The organism is Actinomycetota bacterium (genome assembly GCA_019347575.1).
Lineage (GTDB): Bacteria > Actinomycetota > Nitriliruptoria > Nitriliruptorales > Nitriliruptoraceae > JAHWKY01.
The window spans coordinates 1-15208 of the sequence record JAHWKY010000042.1 but is presented as its reverse complement, the minus strand read 5'-3'; the positions used below and the strand labels follow the sequence as shown (position 1 = coordinate 15208).

Annotated in this window: 16 protein-coding genes; 12 read left to right on the top strand and 4 right to left on the bottom strand. The window is 70.0% G+C overall.

Features of this window, described 5'->3' with window-relative positions; genetic code table 11:
• Positions 1-16 precede the first annotated feature (16 nt).
• The 3 genes from KY469_19805 to KY469_19795 all read right to left on the bottom strand — a co-directional run bounded on the left by KY469_19805 (position 17) and on the right by KY469_19795 (position 1875).
• The gene (locus KY469_19805; GenBank protein ID MBW3665345.1) at positions 17-451 is read right to left on the bottom strand and encodes an SPW repeat protein; all 435 of its coding nucleotides are present in this window, start codon (positions 449-451) and stop codon (positions 17-19) included.
• A gap of 538 nt (positions 452-989) precedes the next feature.
• Entirely contained in the window at positions 990-1355 is a 366-nt protein-coding gene (locus KY469_19800; protein ID MBW3665344.1) for an SPW repeat protein, read from the bottom strand.
• Between the two features lie 70 nt (positions 1356-1425).
• Positions 1426-1875 (bottom strand): hypothetical protein, encoded by a 450-nt coding sequence (locus KY469_19795; GenBank protein ID MBW3665343.1) that lies wholly within the window; start codon positions 1873-1875, stop codon positions 1426-1428.
• A 183-nt stretch (positions 1876-2058) separates the two neighbouring features.
• Here KY469_19795 and KY469_19790 point away from each other — a divergent pair, with 183 nt between their 5' ends.
• The 12 genes from KY469_19790 to KY469_19735 all read left to right on the top strand — a co-directional run bounded on the left by KY469_19790 (position 2059) and on the right by KY469_19735 (position 14096).
• Positions 2059-2316: a YggT family protein gene (locus KY469_19790; GenBank protein ID MBW3665342.1), complete on the top strand. Its 258-nt coding sequence runs from the start codon at positions 2059-2061 to the stop codon at positions 2314-2316.
• A 60-nt stretch (positions 2317-2376) separates the two neighbouring features.
• Positions 2377-2598 carry a redoxin domain-containing protein gene (locus KY469_19785; protein ID MBW3665341.1) on the top strand — a complete coding sequence of 74 codons (222 nt, stop codon included), beginning with the start codon at positions 2377-2379 and terminating at the stop codon, positions 2596-2598.
• The gene (locus tag KY469_19780) at positions 2579-2884 is read left to right on the top strand and encodes a hypothetical protein (GenBank protein MBW3665340.1); all 306 of its coding nucleotides are present in this window, start codon (positions 2579-2581) and stop codon (positions 2882-2884) included. The genes KY469_19785 and KY469_19780 overlap by 20 nt, the downstream gene beginning before the upstream one ends.
• On the top strand, positions 2863-3387 hold the full coding sequence (locus KY469_19775; GenBank protein MBW3665339.1) for a hypothetical protein: 525 nt from the start codon (positions 2863-2865) through the stop codon (positions 3385-3387). The genes KY469_19780 and KY469_19775 overlap by 22 nt, the downstream gene beginning before the upstream one ends.
• Before the next feature lie 218 nt (positions 3388-3605).
• Entirely contained in the window at positions 3606-5399 is a 1794-nt protein-coding gene (locus KY469_19770; protein ID MBW3665338.1) for a thiamine pyrophosphate-requiring protein, read from the top strand.
• Positions 5400-5422: 23 nt separating this feature from the next.
• Positions 5423-6544 carry a mandelate racemase gene (locus KY469_19765; protein ID MBW3665337.1) on the top strand — a complete coding sequence of 374 codons (1122 nt, stop codon included), beginning with the start codon at positions 5423-5425 and terminating at the stop codon, positions 6542-6544.
• Positions 6545-6558: 14 nt separating this feature from the next.
• Positions 6559-9651, top strand: a complete 3093-nt coding sequence (locus tag KY469_19760; protein MBW3665336.1) for an FAD-binding protein — start codon at positions 6559-6561, stop codon at positions 9649-9651.
• 113 nt (positions 9652-9764) lie between these two features.
• The gene (locus KY469_19755; protein MBW3665335.1) at positions 9765-10235 is read left to right on the top strand and encodes a hypothetical protein; all 471 of its coding nucleotides are present in this window, start codon (positions 9765-9767) and stop codon (positions 10233-10235) included.
• A gap of 19 nt (positions 10236-10254) precedes the next feature.
• Positions 10255-11262 (top strand): SDR family oxidoreductase, encoded by a 1008-nt coding sequence (locus tag KY469_19750; GenBank protein ID MBW3665334.1) that lies wholly within the window; start codon positions 10255-10257, stop codon positions 11260-11262.
• Position 11263: 1 nt separating this feature from the next.
• Entirely contained in the window at positions 11264-11641 is a 378-nt protein-coding gene (locus tag KY469_19745; protein ID MBW3665333.1) for a sensory rhodopsin transducer, read from the top strand.
• Positions 11641-13446 carry a glycoside hydrolase family 15 protein gene (locus KY469_19740; GenBank protein ID MBW3665332.1) on the top strand — a complete coding sequence of 602 codons (1806 nt, stop codon included), beginning with the start codon at positions 11641-11643 and terminating at the stop codon, positions 13444-13446. Before KY469_19745 ends, KY469_19740 begins: the two co-directional genes overlap by 1 nt.
• A gap of 200 nt (positions 13447-13646) precedes the next feature.
• Positions 13647-14096 (top strand): DNA-binding protein, encoded by a 450-nt coding sequence (locus KY469_19735; protein ID MBW3665331.1) that lies wholly within the window; start codon positions 13647-13649, stop codon positions 14094-14096.
• Positions 14097-14289: 193 nt separating this feature from the next.
• On the opposite strand, the gene KY469_19730 is transcribed toward KY469_19735, so the two are convergent.
• Entirely contained in the window at positions 14290-15111 is an 822-nt protein-coding gene (locus tag KY469_19730) for a formate/nitrite transporter family protein (protein MBW3665330.1), read from the bottom strand.
• Positions 15112-15208 lie beyond the last annotated feature (97 nt).

The following is a 15208-nucleotide window of genomic DNA, read 5'->3' as shown; positions in this document are numbered from 1 at the left end:
CGTCCGTCGGTGGCGATCACATGCTCGTCTGGAGCTTGCGTCCAGCGACCGCGCTGGTGATCGCGGCGGTCAGCACGATCAGCCCCACGATGATGCCGTTGGCTGCGGCGGCGGCGACGCTGCCGACACCCAGCGCGAAGGGGGCGAACAGCAACCAACCCCCAAGCGCGGCGTTGGTCCAACTCGCACCGATGCCCTGGCCGGGGTTGGCGGTGCGGTACCACGCCAAGCTGAGCAGGGTCAGCCCCACCAGGATGCCGTTCCACACGGCGGCGGTGACGTCACCCACTCCGAGCACGAACGGGGCGAACAGCAGCCAGGCACCTGCGACGATGTTCGTGCCGCTGGCCCACTGGACCGTGCGCCGCGCCGCAGACTGGGGGTCGGGGAGGGTTCCGTCGTGTCGGCGGAACTCGCCGGTGTCCATCGGTCTGTGCTGTGTCTGAGTCATGATCTCGCTCCTGTCGGTGACGATCACACCGTGGCAGGCTCGACCCGAGTCCAGGTCAACCCCGTCACCACCGACGAACGGGAGGCTGGCTGCGGGGCGGTGCTTCCGGGAGTAGCAGCGCCTTCAGACAGCAGCTCCGGCGCCTTCTTGATGGTGCCAGAGGGCGTCGCTGCCGACGACCTCGTCGAAGCACTCAGGGTCGAGATCGGCCCCTGCCGTGATGATCGTCATCTGCCCGCTCCGCTCGAGGACGGCCGCCGATACGTCGCCGAGCGCGCCGAGGCCCTCGAGTCGGACATGCTGGAAGATCTCGGTGCGGCTGGTGCGCGCCCTGCGGATGTTGTCATCGAGGACGACGTGGTCAGCTGGCGCTGTGCCCGAACAGGCGGCTCAGGACGACCATCGTGAGGTAGATCGCGACCGCCGTGACCACGGTCAGCCACGCTTCAGTCCAGCTGAGACTCAACTGCTGGGTCACCGGTCCCGGCATGGGTACTCCTTCAAGGTCGCACTGTCGGCTTGGCGCACTGGCCGGTCGTTAGTTCCACTTCGCGTTCCGCCGGGATGGCTGGCGCTCCCCGCGCGTTCGGTGGGCATCGGCGACGACACCCCAGCCGGACAGCAGGATGATCGTCGCGCCGACCGCGGTCGTGGTGGCTGCGGCGGCCGGCGACCGGTACCCGATCAGCCACGGCGCGACGACCGCCCAACCCCCGAGCGCCGCGGACGCCCGGAGCAGTTGGAGGGTGCGAGGCGGCGACCACCGCCTCCAGAGCGTGAACATTGTCACGACGGTGCCGACCAGGAGCGCGTCCGCGAGCGCTTGCCGGTCATCGGCGTAGCCGTGCCGCCACGGGGCGGAGGCCAGCCAGATGGCGGCCATGAACGTGGCGGTGGGTCCCACGGTCCGTTCCGCCCGGACCCACCACGCGGTCCCGGCACCAGGCGCGGGAGTTCCGGGCACGTGGCTTCCGTCAGGGGGTGGGTGGTGACAGGCTGCCCGGCCCAACGTGTCGCCGCAACGTCCGGAACGCCTCCTCGCAGTCGAGGCTGTCGCGCGCGCCGGCGGCGACCGGGGGCCATGCCGGGTTCAGGTCGGGGCGGAGGTCCGGGACGCGCCAGGCCAGGGAGGCTCCGGCGAACCGACGCCGCGTCCGCTCGATCGGTCCCGCCTGCGGGACACCGGGATCGGACAGGATGCGGGCCGCACGGTCGCCGATGTCGCTCGTGTCCAGCGTGGTGCCGTGGAACCCGGCGACGACTTCGACCGGCACGGGCGCGGGGATCGGCGCGGTCGCAACGACCTCGGCTGCCGGCACGGACACGACGAAGGTGACGAGCGTCCATCCGACCACTGCCTTCGGAGGCAGGTGCTTGCACCAGTCGGGCACCACCGAGGCATGCCCCATGGTGGGGGTCACCACCAGAAGAGACCTGAACGAACCAGTACAGCGTCGCCAGCGACTCCACGCTCATCCTGAACCGCGTGGCGCGGCGACGGCGAGAGATCGCAACACGATCAGCGCCAGCATCTACAGAGCCAGAGCCCACCGCAGGCTACGGGCCACCCGGCACACTGAGCCGCCAGCCACTGGGTAAGGCCGCCGATGACGTTCCTCACGCAGGTCGCGATCACGCTTGCGCGGATCGTGTTGAGCTTCTACGGGTTCTGGCTGGTGTGGCGGGTCATGCTGCCCTGGCTACCCGGGCCGGACGCCGTGCGCGAGCGCATCGCCCCCTACGCCTGCTTCTTCACCGATCCCGTCATCGAACCCCTACGCCGCCTGACCGGGATGCCAGCCCGTGCGTGGGCCGGCTTGCTACTCGTCGCCGTCGCGGCAGCACTGGTCGCCCTGCCAGGATGAGCCGCCACACCCGGGCCGCAACATCGTCATGCTGTGCCGCAGCCGATCGCAGGAGCAGCCGTGCGTGACGACCTGGAAGTCGGTGCACGGTTCCCCGACCTCTCGCTGCCCGACCACGACGGCAACCAGCGGTCGCTGGGAGCGCTGGCCGGAGACGATCCGCTCCTGCTGCAGTTCGCGCGAGGCTGGTGGTGTCCAAAGGAGCGGACGTTCTTCCGTCAGCTCGTGGAGCTCCAAGCCGACGCGGAGGTCGCCTACACGCATGGTCACCGTCACGGTTGACCCGCCGCAAGTCCTGGCGGCCTTCCGCGCCGGTCTGGACGCCCGCGGGACGTTCCTCAGCGACCACGACCGGCGCTATATCAGCGAGCTGGAGCTGAAGGAGACCACCGACACGTTCAACGAGCCGTACACGCCGGTGGTGTTTCGTCCTGCGCCCCGACCTGACGATCCGCCGCATCTACCACGGCTACTGGTACTGGGCCGCCCCAGCAACCACGAGCTGCGCTGCGACCTCCGCGAGCTGACCCGCGAGGTTCGCGACCGGTGGGAGATTTCGGGGACGTGAGCTGGCACCACGTGACCCTGTCATCGCGTACGCCCGACGGTGCGCTCGCAGCGGCGGCGGCTTACACGCTGGAAGGTCGACCCGTCGGCACGTTCGCCGTCTGGCAGTCGGAAGAAGACTCCGAAGAGCGGACGTTCCGGGTCGACGCGCGCCTCGCCGACCCCCATGGCGTGCCGTGCACCGTCTCGTGGGTCCGTTCACCGGACGGCGTCACCATGGACTTCGACGACCCGGCGGTGGTGCAAGCCACTCGGGACGCGCTTGCGTTGCCCGCCGTGCACGCCCGCTCGACGCTGATCACCGGCGCCATGCGCTTCGCCGGCGCGATCACCGTGGCCCGCGACGAACGCCGCCGTTGGCTCGCCGACGACCCGTTCGCGCGGCTGCTGCCGCGGCAGATCCTTCGAGTCGACGGTGGCGTGTTCGGGTCGATGCCTTCACCTACCGGCCCCGTCCACCAGCGCTACGGGGCGGGTAACCCCTGGCCGTGGGACCGGTTCTGATCAACATCGCGTCGGTGCAGGCCACGGCTGTTCGCCGCGGGTGTCCGAACGGCCGTGCGGGACCGGAGAACTTCGACTCGGGTAGAGGCCCTAGCGTCGTGGATCGAGGTTCCCGAACCTCGGCCTGCCTGTTCCGACCGGGAACGTCGCACTGGCACCACCACCCGCCTGAGGAGCAGGCGTGTGGAGTGGCCGACCGACGTCGAAGGAGCGCCACCATGGCAACCGTCGCTGACGCACTGCTGAGACGCCTCAACCAGTGGGGGGTCGAGCGCGTCTACGGCTACCCCGGCGACGGGATCAACGGCATCCACGAGGCGATGGCCGGACTGGCCGGCACCGACGAGCACATCCCGTTCGTCCAGGCGCGCCACGAGGAGGCGGCCGCCTTCATGGCGACCGCACACGCCAAGTGGACCGGCAGGCCTGGCGTGTGCATGGCCACCACGGGGCCCGGCGCGATCCACCTGCTCAACGGCCTGTACGACGCGAAGCTCGACCATCAGCCGGTGGTGGCGATCTTCGGGCAACAGGCCCGCACGGCGATGGGCGGCAGCTACCAGCAGGAGGTGGACCTGCAGACGTTGTTCAAGGACGTCGCGTCCGACTACGTCGTCCACGTGTCCGCCCCGCAGCAGATCCCTGCGGTCGTCGACCGGGCGTTCCGCACGGCGATCGGACGGAGAGCGCCGGTCGCCCTGGCGATCCACGCCGACGTGCAGGAACTGGCGTACGAGCCGCCCGAGCACGAGTTCAAGCACCTCCCCAGCTCGCTCGACTGGGACCCCCCCGAGATCCACCCGTCCGACGGGCAGCTCAACCGTGCCGCAGAGGTCCTCAACGCAGGCGAACGGGTGGCGATCCTCATCGGACAAGGAGCGCGCCGCGCGGCGGCGGAGGTCGAGGAGGCAGCGGAGCTGCTCGGCGCCGGCGTCGCCAAGGCACTACTGGGCAAGGACGTGCTCCCGGACGACCTGCCGTACGTCACCGGATCCATCGGGCTGCTCGGGACCAAGCCGTCGTGGGACCTGATGCAGGGCTGCGACACCCTGCTGATGATCGGCTCGAGCCTGCCCTACAGCCAGTTCCTCCCGGAGCTCGGACAGGCCCGGGGGGTGCAGATCGACATCGACCCGCACAACATCGGCCTGCGCTACCCCTTCGAGGTCAACCTCGTCGGCGACGCCAAGGACACCCTGACCCGGCTGCTGCCCAAGCTCGAGCGCAAGGACGACCGCTCGTGGCGGGCCGAGATCGAGTCCAGCATCACCCACTGGTGGAAGGTCGTCGAGGCGCGCGCGATGAACGACGCCGACCCGGTCAACCCCCAACGGGCCTATTGGGAGCTGTCCTCTCGGCTGCCGGATGGCTGCATCGTCTCCGCCGATTCCGGCTCGTCGACCAACTGGTTCGCCCGTGACCTCAAGCTCCGGCGCGGCATGCGCGCGTCGCTGTCGGGAACGCTGGCGACGATGGGACCGGCCGTCCCGTACGCCATCGCCGCCAAGTTCTGCTACCCCGACCGGGTGGCGATCGCCTCGGTGGGTGACGGCGCGATGCAGATGCTGGGCAACAACGAGCTCGTGACCGTCGCCAAGTACTGGCGGACCTGGGACGACCCCCGCCTCGTGGTGATCGTGCTCAACAACCAGGACCTCAACCAGGTCACCTGGGAGATGCGGGCGATGGGCGGGTTCCCCAAGCCCGAGGAACTGCAGGACATCCCCGACTTCCCGTTCGCCGAGTACGCGAAGATCCTCGGACTCGACGGCACGCGGGTCGACGCGCCCGAGCAGATCGGCGACGCACTCGACCGCGCGCTGTCCGCCGACCGGCCCTTCGTGGTCGAGGTGATGGCCGACCCCAACGTCCCACCGATCCCGCCACACATCGACCCCGAGTTCGCCACGAACCTCGCGCAAGCGGTGTTCAAGGGCGACCCCGACGCGCGCGGCATCGTCAAGCAGGGGATCAAGGACAAGCTCGAGGAGTACCTACCCCACCGCGACTGACCACAACGAGCGGGACGGTGAACATGCAGCGCGCCACCGCGAGCGGCGACGGCACGCCGATCGAGAAGGTGGAGGTCTCCGCCTACACCATCCCCACCTCCACCGACGTCGAGTGCGACGGCACGCTGGAGTGGGACTCGACCACGATCGTCATCGTCGAGGTCTCGGCGGGCGGGCAGACCGGGCTGGGCTACACCTACGAACACCGGGCCTGCGGGGCCCTCATCGAGCACAAGCTCGCCGACGTGGTCCGTGGCAAGAGCGGGCTAGCGATCGCCGCGCGGTGGCTCGACATGCACCGCGCCGTGCGCAACATCGGCCGGCCGGGTGTCGCCTCGCGCGCCATCTCGGCGGTCGACGTCGCGCTGTGGGACCTCAAGGCGCGCCTGCTCGACGTACCCGCTGCGGTGCTGGTCGACCAGGCCCACGACACCGTCCCGGTATACGGAAGCGGCGGGTTCACCAACTACAGCGACGGGCAGCTGGCCGACCAGCTCACCGGCTGGGTGGAGCAGGGCATCCCGCGGGTGAAGATGAAGGTCGGCCGCGAGATGCACCGCGATGCGGACCGGGTCGCGGCTGCCCGCAAGGCGGTCGGTGACGACGTCGAGCTGTACGTGGACGCCAACGGTGCCTACACCCGCAAGCAGGCACTGCGCTACTCCCACGTCTTCGCCGAGCACGGCGTGTGCTGGCACGAGGAACCGGTGACCTCCGACGACCTCGAGGGGCTCCGGCTGCTGCGTGACCGCGGGCCGGCCGGGATGGACATCACGGCTGGGGAGTACGGCGACCACCTGCAGTACTTCGGTGACATGCTCGCCGCCGGTGCGGTCGACTGCCTGCAGGCCGACGTCGGCCGCTGCGGCGGGTTCACCGCGTTCCTCGACGTGGCCGCGCTGTGCCGAGGGCACACCATCGACCTGTCCGCACACACCGCCCCGCAGATCAGCGCCCACGTGGCCACCGGCGTCCAGCATCTGCGCCACATCGAGTGGTTCCACGACCACGTCCGGATCGAGCGGATGCTCTTCGACGCTGCCCTCGAACCCGAGGCTGGCGGGCTGCTCCGACCGGACCTGTCGCGACCCGGTCTCGGGCTGGACTTCAAGCGCTCCGACGCCCAGCGCTACCGCGTCGCCTGACCTCCGGACACTGCATGCCGAACACTCTCCCACCGACCCAGCCGACATCCAACGTCGGTGCCGTCGCGCTCGGCGAACTCGACATCGACGCCGAGGGGTTGGCGTTCGCCCTGCGTCGCGCAGTCGACGGCGAGGTCCGCTTCGACCCGGGCAGCCGCCACCTGTACTCGACGGACGCGTCGAACTTCCGTCAGGTCCCGGTCGGGGTCGTCGTGCCCCGCACCGTCGATGACGTGATCGAGACGGTGGCGCTGTGTCGCCAGTTCGGTGTGCCGGTCACCAGCCGGGGCGGCGGTACGAGCCTGGCCGGGCAGGCCTGCAACGTCGCGGTGGTCATCGACTTCTCCAAGTACCTCCACGAGATCGTCCAGATCGACGCCGACGGGCGCCGCGCGACGGTCCAGCCGGGCCTCGTGCTCGACGACCTGCGCGCCCCCTTGCAGGAGGACCACGACCTCACCTGGGGGCCGTCACCGTCGACGCACAACCGCTGCACGATCGGCGGGATGATCGGCAACAACTCGTGCGGGATGCACGCCTTCGCGTACGGCCGCACGGAGGACAACGTCGAGGAGCTCGACGTCGTCCTCTACGACGGCACGCGCATGACCGTCGGCCCCACACGTGAGGACGAACTCGAGGCGATCGTCGGAGCCGGCGGTCGCAAGGGCGAGATCTACCGCCGGCTGCGCGACCTGCGGGACCGCTACGGCGACCTGATCCGTGAACGGTTCCCCGACATCCCCCGCCGGGTGTCCGGCTACAACCTGGTCGAGCTGCTGCCGGAGCACGGGTTCCACGTCGCCAGGGCGCTCGTCGGCACCGAGGGCACCTGCGCCACCGTGCTCGGCGCGACCCTGAACCTCAACCCGTTCCCGCCCGAGCAGGTACTGCTGGTCCTCGGCTACGACGACGTCTACGACGCCGGACGGGCCGTCGCCGAGGTCCGCGACGCCGACGGCCTCTACGCGCTCGAGGGCATCGACCAGCACCTGATCCACAACATCGAGGAGAAGGGGCTGCACGCGGAGGCGCTGGACTACCTCCCCGACGGGCACGGTTGGCTGTTGTGCGAGTTCCGCGGCGGATCGCAGCCGCAGGCGCACGGCTACGCGCAGGCACTCCTCGACCGGCTCGATGAGAGGCGCCACCAGTGCTCCACCCAGCTCTACGACGACGAGAAAGCCCAGGAAGAGGTGTGGACCGCCCGCGAGGCGGGCCTCGGCGCGACCGCCCACTTCCAAGGCACCGACCACTGGCCCGGGTGGGAGGACTCGGCGGTCCACCCCGACCAGGTCGGTGACTACCTGGAGGATCTGCGCGGGCTGTTCCACGAGCACGGCCTCGATCCGTCCCTGTACGGGCACTTCGGGGACGGCTGCATCCACTGCCGCATCGGCTTCGACCTCACCACCCACGACGGCGTCGCCAACTACCGCCGGTTCCTCGAGCGCGCCGCCGACCTCGTCTGCTCCTACGGCGGGTCGCTATCCGGTGAGCATGGCGACGGCCAGCAGCGCGGCGAGCTCCTCGAGCGGATGTACGGCCCCGAGCTGGTCCAGGCGATGCGCGAGTTCAAGGCCATCTGGGACCCCGACAACAAGATGAACCCCGGCAAGGTCGTCCACCCGTACCGGCTCGACCAGAACCTGCGGCTGGGACCCGAGCACCGCCAGTGGCATCCGGACACCAAGTTCACCTACCCCGGCGACGACTCCGACTTCAACCGCGCGCAGCTGCGCTGCGTCGGGGTGGGCAAGTGCCGTCGCGACGACGGCGCCGGGACGATGTGCCCCTCCTACATGGTCACCAAGGAGGAGATGCACTCCACTCGCGGCCGCGCGCGGCTGCTGTTCGAGATGCTGCAGCCGGACAGCCAACTCGACGGCTGGCGCGACCGCCACCTCAAGGAGGCGCTGGAGCTGTGCCTGGCCTGCAAGGGTTGCAAGACCGACTGTCCCGTGAACGTCGACATGGCCACCTACAAGGCCGAGTTCTTCCACCACCACTACGAGGGACGCCTCCACCCGCCTTCCCACTACGCCCTGGGGCGCATCGACGTCTGGTCGCGGATCGCCCAGCGTGTGCCGGGTCTCGCGAACGCCGCGCTGGCCGCACCGGCCCTGAGCCGGATGATGAAGAAGGCAGCCGGGATCGCCCCCCAGCGACCTGCGCCCGCCTACGCCGAGGAGAGCTTCCGCCAGTGGTTCGAAGGTCGCGACCCGGTCAACGCCGGCGAGGACCCAGTCGTAGTGTTCGCCGACACCTTCACCGACCACTTCCAGCCGGCCGTGGGCGTCGCCACCGTCGAGGTGCTCGAGGACGCGGGCTACCACGTGGTCGTCCCGCCGAAGGTGTGCTGCGGGCGTCCGCTGTACGACTTCGGTTTCCTCGACCTCGCCGAACGCTACCTCGACCGTCTCGTCAGCGTGCTCGCACCCGAGGTCGCGGCGGGTACGAAGATCGTCGGCATGGAACCCAGCTGCGTCGCGGTGTTCCGCGACGAGCTAGCCAACATGAAACCCCACGACGCCGACGCCCGCCGGATCGCGGCCAACACCTTCATGCTGTCGGAGTTCCTCAACCAGGTCGACTACAGCTATCCGCAGCTGCACCGCAGAGCCATCGTGCACGGTCACTGCCACCACAAAGGGGCGATCGGCATGGACGGCGAGTCGAAGGCGCTCGACGCGATCGGGCTCGACTGGACCGAGCTCAACGCCGGCTGCTGCGGGCTGGCCGGCTCGTTCGGGTTCGAAGCCGGGGACAAGTTCGACGTCTCGGTCGCCGCCGGCGAGCGCAAGCTGCTCCCGGCGGTGCGGGAGGCGGACGACGACACGCTGATCATCACCGACGGCTTCAGCTGCTCCACCCAGATCGACCAGCTTCAGCAGCTCAACGGCGGCCCCGGACGGCGAGCCCTGCACCTCGCTGAAGTCATCCAACTCGCGCGCCGCCACGGTCCCGAGGGGCCCACCGCGCCGGGACCGGTCGAAGCGGCAGCGACGACCGCGGACGCCGCATCGCTGGGTCCACGGGCCATCGCGACCGTGGGTGCCGTCACCGCCGCAGCCGCCGCGACCGCCTGGATCCGGCGCCGACGCTGAGGAGAGAACATGCCCCATCGCCGAGAGCAGGACCGACGATCGGCGACACCTGGACCCGTCTTTGTCGGCATCGACCCGTCCCGCCCCCGCCGGGTGACCGACCGCTTCCGTCCATGACCGGAGGACAAGACATGCTCGCATCTATCGCTGCGAACATCGGCAAGGGCCTGGCCGCAGGCCTGGCCGGCACCGCCGCCATGACCATCTCCAGCACCCTGGAGATGAAGCTGCGTGACCGAGGCGCGAGCAGCGCCCCGGCGGACGCCGCGTCGGAGCTGCTCGACGTCGAGGAGTTCAGCTCCGATGAGGCCGAGCAGCGGTTCGGGCGGCTGGTGCATTGGGCGTACGGCACCGGCTGGGGCGCGGCCCGCGGGATCTTCGCCACGTTCCTGGCTCCGGCGGCAGCCGATGTCGCCCACTTCGCGGCCGTGTGGGGCGGGGAACAGGTCATGCTGCCGGCGCTGGAGGTCGCACCGCCGGCGACGCAGTGGGGCAAGGAGGAGGTCGCCGTCGACGCCTGGCATCACCTGGTTTACGTCGCGGGGACCGGCCTGGCCTACCGCTGGCTGGACGCACGCAGCTGAGCCGACAAGAGGAGGCCGCATGGCAGCCGACACCATCGTCATTACCGGCGCCACGGGCGGGGTCGGTCGCGCGCTGGCGCGCCTGTACGGGCAGCGTGGAGCGAACGTCGCCCTGCTGGCGCGCGGAGCCGCGGGCCTCGAGGCGGCCGTCCGTGAGGTCGAGTCGGCCGGCGGGAGGCCGCTGGCGATCCCCACCGATGTGGCCGTCTCCGAGCAGGTCGATGCAGCCGCGGAGCGTGCCGAGGACCAGCTCGGACCCATCGGCCTGTGGGTCAACAACGCCATGGTGACCGTGATGGCCCGCACGTGGGACGTCACGCCGGACGAGTTCCGCCGCGTCACGGAGGTCAACTACCTCGGCTACGTCCACGGGACGCTGGCGGCGCTGCGGCGGATGCGGCGACGCGACCGCGGCACCCTGGTGCAGGTCGGGTCCACCCTGGCGTTCCGCGGCATCCCTGCGCAGGCGGCCTACTGCGCGACCAAGCACGCCATCGAAGGGTTCACCGAGTCGCTGACGGCGGAGCTGCTCGCTGACGGCAGCAGGGTCCAGCTGTGTGCGGTACACCTGCCGGGGCTGAACACCACCCAGTTCGTGTGGGGCCGCAACAAGCTTCCCCACCGGCCGCAGCCGGTGCCGCCGATCTACCAGCCCGAAGTCGCCGCGGAAGCCATCGCCTGGGCGGCGGACCGCGGCCGGCGCACCACCTACGTCGCCGCCTCCACGGCCGCGACGATCTGGGGCAACCGGCTCGCCAAGCCACTGGTCGCCCGCTACCTCGCCCGTACGAACATCGACGCGCAGCAGACCGACGACCCGGCCGACCCCGACTCGCCGGACAACCTGTTCGAGCCCGCCGACGCCGAGCGCGACTACGGATCGCACGGACCCTTCGACGACCGCGCCCACGCCACCAGTCCACTGCAGGTGCTGTCGCGCAACCGCGGCAGGGTCGCCGTCGGCGCGGCGCTGGCCGCCGCCGCCGTCGCCGCGCTCACCAACAACCGCACTGGTGAGGAGAACTGAGATGGCCAAGACAGCGCCAGGCGCCACCCGTTGGGTGATCGCCGAGGGCTACATCCCCTCCGACAGCCACGGCCCCGAACCCCAGATGACCAGCCACGAGACCGCCTGCATCCTCAACGCCGGCGACCGGGACGCCCACGTACGGATCACCGTCTACTTCGCCGACCGGGAACCCGTCGGTCCCTACGAGACCACGGTCCCGGCGCGACGCACCCGGCATCTGCGGTTCAACGAACTCGACGAACCCGAGCCGGTGCCGCGCGACACCGACTACGCGTCGACCATCGACTCCGACGTCCCCATCGTCGTCCAGCACACCCGCCTCGACAGCCGCCAGGCGGAGCTCGGGCTGCTGACCACGATCGCGTACCCGGCGTGATGGACATCGCCGACTACGGGCTGCTGTCCGACTGCAACACCGCCGCGCTCGTCGGCCGCGACGCCACCATCGACTGGTACTGCCCCGGCAGGATCGACGCCCCATCGGTGTTCGCCCGCCTCCTCGGACCCGACGCCGGCCACTGGACCCTGCAACCGGCGGGCGATGGCGACGCCGACCGTGCGTACATCGACGGGACCCTGGTCCTGCGCACGTCGTTCACCACCCCGTCCGGCAGCATCGAGATCCTCGACGCGCTCGCGCTGACCTCCACAGACCAGCCCCACCACATCGGCCGCTCCGTACCTCACGTGCTGATCCGGCTCGTGCGTGGCAGGAGCGGCACCGTGCGGATGACCAGCGAACTGGTCGCCAGGTTCGACTACGGCATGACGGCCCCCCGGATCGAACGGCACGACGACGGCGCCGTGACGATGCGGCGCGGCCCGCGGACGCTACGTCTGCGCAGCGACGCAGACCTGCACGTCACCGACCACGGCGTGACGGCGGCGTTCGACGTCTCGGACGGCGCCGAGGTCGGCTTCACGCTGGCCGACGCCCCCACGTTCGGCAACCAGCCCCCGACCGACCTTGACGCGGCCACGGCTATCAGCGACACGATCGCCGTGTGGCAGTCGTGGATGGATCTCCATCAGGGCTACGACGGCCGACATCGCGATCAGGTCCGCCACAGCGCGCTGGTCCTGCAAGGGCTCACCTACCAGCCCAGCGGCGCCGTGGTAGCGGCCGCCACCACCTCGCTGCCAGAGCAGATCGGCGGCGACGCCAACTACGACTACCGGTTCACCTGGCTACGGGACCTCAGCATGACGCTGCAAGCCCAGTGGGTCGCCGCATGCCCCGACGAGGCGTCACGCTACTTCCGATGGCTGACCACCGCGACGGGACGCCTCGACGACGCCGAGCCGCAGATCATGTACGGCATCGAGGGGGAGCGGCTACTGACCGAAGAGACCCTCGAGCACCTTCCCGGCTACGCCGACAGCCGCCCCGTCCGGGTGGGCAACGCCGCGTGGAAGCAGCGCCAGCTCGATGTGATGGGAGAGATCCTCAACGCCGCGCACCTGCTCCGGGACCAGCTCCAGCCGCTCGACGAAGACACCAGAGCCATGCTCGTCAACCTCGCCGACCAAGCCGCGGCCCGCTGGAACCAACCCGATGCGGGCATGTGGGAGGCACGCGACCGCCACCGCCACTACCTGACCTCCAAGGTCCTGTGCTGGGTCGCGCTCGACCGCGCCGTACGGCTCAGCGAGCTGCTCGACGCCGCCGATCGCGTCCAACGCTGGACCGACACCCGCGACGAGATCCACCGGACCGTCCGCGAGCGGGGCTGGAGCGAGCACGTCGGCGCCTACACCGGCGCGTTCGGGTCCAACCACCTCGACGCCTCGGTCCTCCTCATGCCGATCGTCGGGTTCCTCGACGCCACCGACCCGCGCATGCGCGCCACCATCGACCGCATCGAACGAACCCTCGCCGACGGCGGCGCACTACGGCGGTGGAAGGGCGAACCCGGCGGGTTCCTGCTCACCGCCTTCTGGCTCGTGGAATGCCTCGCACTCGCCGGCGACCTCGACCAGGCCGAGACCTGGTTCGACCGGGCCGCCAGCCACGCCAACAACCTCGGGCTGTTCTCCGAGGAGATCGAACCGGACACCGGCCGGCTCACCGGCAACTTCCCGCAGGCCTTCTCGCACGTCGGACTCATCAACGCGGCCTGGCGCCTCACCAGACAAGCGAGACACGACAGCGCAGACGGCGAACCCGAGCCTCCGAGTTGAGCATGCACGCGCGCACCGACGCCAGCGTCGTCGAACGCTCCCAACCACCGCCTCAACGCAGACGGCGCCCGCCCAGGACGAGGACGCCACCCGGCTTACCGAGGACAAGCGCCAGGCCTGCCTCCGCACCCTGCTGCAGGTCGCCGAGAGTGACGATCTGGCACGAGCCGACCCCCTCACACGGATGACAGGACACCGCCATGCAGACCCAACTGCTCCACGACGCCGATGGCCTGCGCACCTTCGCCGTCGTCTTCGACAAGGGCGACGAGGCCAAGCAGGGCCTGACCTCGTTCGCCGTCGAACAGCGCATCACCGCGGCTTCCCTGACGGCGATCGGTGCCTTCAAGCGAGCCGTGTTGGCGTACTTCGACCGCGACACCAAGCGGTACCTCGACATCCCCATCGACGAGCAGGTCGAGGCGCTCTCCCTCGTCGGTGACATCGCCCTGCACGGCGACGAACCCGAGGTCCACGCCCACGTCGTCGTCGGCCACCCCGACGGGACGACCCTCGGCGGCCACCTCCAGCAGGGCGTGGTCTGGCCGACGCTCGAAGTCATCGTCGAAGAGACACCTGCACACCTGCACAAGCGGGTCGATCCTGACACCGGGTTGGCGCTGATCGACCTGCCACCGGCCGATCGCTGAGAACCGCGCCACGAGACGCGCGGCGGCCCCTCGTCGCCGGGCGTGCGGCCCTGCTGCCCTCGGTTCAGGACGATCTCGGACGGCACGTCGCGATCATCAGCGCTTCAGCTGGTACAGCGCCTCAGCCAGCATGGCTGGGCGTCGTCGCGCATCTCGCGTTCGCGAGCTCCGTCAGTGCCGGCACGTCACGGTGTCAGCGGTCTGGCGACCGCGCCCTGATCGCGTACCAGAACGGCAGCGCCACCAGCAGGGCACCTCCGAGCACGTTGCCGCCCGCGGCGGGCAGGATGTTCCACAGGACCGCCGGCGCCCATCCCGGTCCCTCGCCCAAGGGCATGATCAGGCTGAAGTAGCCCATGTTCGCGGGACTGTGCTGGAAGTTGGCCGCCTCGAACAGGATGACCGCGAGCGCCAACGGAAGGAACTTGCCCAGGACGGTCTGAGCCATCTTGGCGAAGAAGAACGCCAGCCCCACCATCCAGTTGGCGAGCGCACCTGACAGCACCACCCCCCACCACGCCCCCGCATCTCCGCGTGCCCGGTAGGCCATCTTGAGGTCGACCATCTCCCTGAGCGTGGCGTGGAAGTCCGGTGAGTACTGCTGGGCCGCGGCGACCATCCAGCCAACGAGGTACGCCCCGGCGAAGTTGAACACGAACACCAGGCCCCAGAACCGCAGCAGATGGCGAGGGAGCCTGCCCCGGGCCAACAGCACGTCCGGCAGGGCGACGTTGGCCTCGGTGAACAAGGCAACCCCCGCCAGAGCGACGAAGTAGTAGCCCACGCTGAAGCCGATCCCTGCGAGCACGAGGCGAGGGCCCTCCGCCTCGACGCCGCTCGCCACCAGTACCGACAGCAGCGCCCCCAGGGTGACGAACGCCCCGGCGAGCAGCGCCAGCACGCTGAGCCGCGGCCAGTCGCAAGCCAGCAGGCCCTCGCCCTCAGCCGCCAACCGTTCGGGCACGTAGCGAGCCGCCAGGTACTGGTGTTGGACCTCGTCCGGACGGTCAGCCATCGGAGAGCCCCTCGTGGTTCGGTCCCTCAGGCTAGAGCCGGACGTTCCGGTCGCGGCGGCCGGCCGTTGACTTCTGCGGCGAGCGTCCCTGCGGACG

Bases quoted from the DNA above. Each gene is read 5' to 3' on its own strand.
- KY469_19805 (MBW3665345.1), bottom strand. From the start codon at position 451: ATGACTCAGACACAGCACAGACCGATGGACACCGGCGAGTTCCGCCGA.
- KY469_19790 (MBW3665342.1), top strand. From the start codon at position 2,059: ATGACGTTCCTCACGCAGGTCGCGATCACGCTTGCGCGGATCGTGTTG.
- KY469_19780 (MBW3665340.1), top strand. From the start codon at position 2,579: ATGGTCACCGTCACGGTTGACCCGCCGCAAGTCCTGGCGGCCTTCCGC.
- KY469_19770 (MBW3665338.1), top strand. From the start codon at position 3,606: ATGGCAACCGTCGCTGACGCACTGCTGAGACGCCTCAACCAGTGGGGG.
- KY469_19765 (MBW3665337.1), top strand. From the start codon at position 5,423: ATGCAGCGCGCCACCGCGAGCGGCGACGGCACGCCGATCGAGAAGGTG.
- KY469_19760 (MBW3665336.1), top strand. From the start codon at position 6,559: ATGCCGAACACTCTCCCACCGACCCAGCCGACATCCAACGTCGGTGCC.
- KY469_19755 (MBW3665335.1), top strand. From the start codon at position 9,765: ATGACCGGAGGACAAGACATGCTCGCATCTATCGCTGCGAACATCGGC.
- KY469_19750 (MBW3665334.1), top strand. From the start codon at position 10,255: ATGGCAGCCGACACCATCGTCATTACCGGCGCCACGGGCGGGGTCGGT.
- KY469_19745 (MBW3665333.1), top strand. From the start codon at position 11,264: ATGGCCAAGACAGCGCCAGGCGCCACCCGTTGGGTGATCGCCGAGGGC.
- KY469_19740 (MBW3665332.1), top strand. From the start codon at position 11,641: ATGGACATCGCCGACTACGGGCTGCTGTCCGACTGCAACACCGCCGCG.
- KY469_19735 (MBW3665331.1), top strand. From the start codon at position 13,647: ATGCAGACCCAACTGCTCCACGACGCCGATGGCCTGCGCACCTTCGCC.
- KY469_19730 (MBW3665330.1), bottom strand. From the start codon at position 15,111: ATGGCTGACCGTCCGGACGAGGTCCAACACCAGTACCTGGCGGCTCGC.